1 protein-coding gene is annotated in these 772 nt (G+C 48.7%); it reads right to left on the bottom strand.

Annotation, left to right across the window (positions count from 1 at the left end; all coding sequences use genetic code 11):
- On the bottom strand, positions 1 to 772 hold a 772-nt coding region (locus ACS8FC_RS16780; RefSeq protein WP_439297620.1), incomplete at both ends, for a flavin-containing monooxygenase.

Below are 772 nucleotides of genomic sequence, written 5' to 3'. Positions count from 1 at the left end.
AGTCACTGTCTGGTACAGCGCATACGCGTTGATCCCAAGGATTGTAGTCGGGCATAAAGTGCGCGACATCAACGCCGCTACCTTTTAACTCTTTTTTCACGCCGCCTTTTAGGACTGCTTTCATCAGCTTGGGTGCATGAGTGGCTAATTTATACAGCCCTTGCTGCCGCAGTACATTGCGGGCGCGCAGTACTGTATAGGCTTGCTCTTTTGATAAAGGGGAGAACTTGCCTGATAGCCAATCCATAGCATGATCATCGCCCGGTACGCTTGCCACATAAGTGGGCGTCCGCTGTAGCATCGTGACATGGCGCGCACACTGCTCACTATCTTCGTCCACTAGCGCAGGCAATAGCGTCATTGCGGTAGCACCGCTACCAATGATGACCACTTTTTTGTCGTTATAATCTAAATCATCCCAATGCTGCGGATGGACAATACGACCACGGAAATCTTCTTCTCCCTCAAAATGAGGTCGATAGCCTTGCTCATAGTCGTAATAGCCCGTAGCACCGACCACGAACTTTGCCGTCTTAATGAACACTTCTCCGCTGGCGTGGTTTTTTATGGTTGCTGTCCATAATTGATCAATGCTAGACCATGCTATTTGCTGAACTTCATGCTCGTAGCGAATATGCTCAGTAATACCAAACTCGCGCGCCGTATCAGCGATATAACGCTTGATATCACCACCTGCTGCCAGCATTCTGTAATCTAGCCACGGTCTAAAATTATAGCCAAAGGTTAAGGCATCAGAGTCAGAGCGAATACC

It is taken from the genome of Psychrobacter sp. 1Y4 (genome assembly GCF_051847555.1).
Note: the sequence above shows the minus strand (reverse complement) of the source record. Positions and strands in the feature narration are given on the sequence as shown.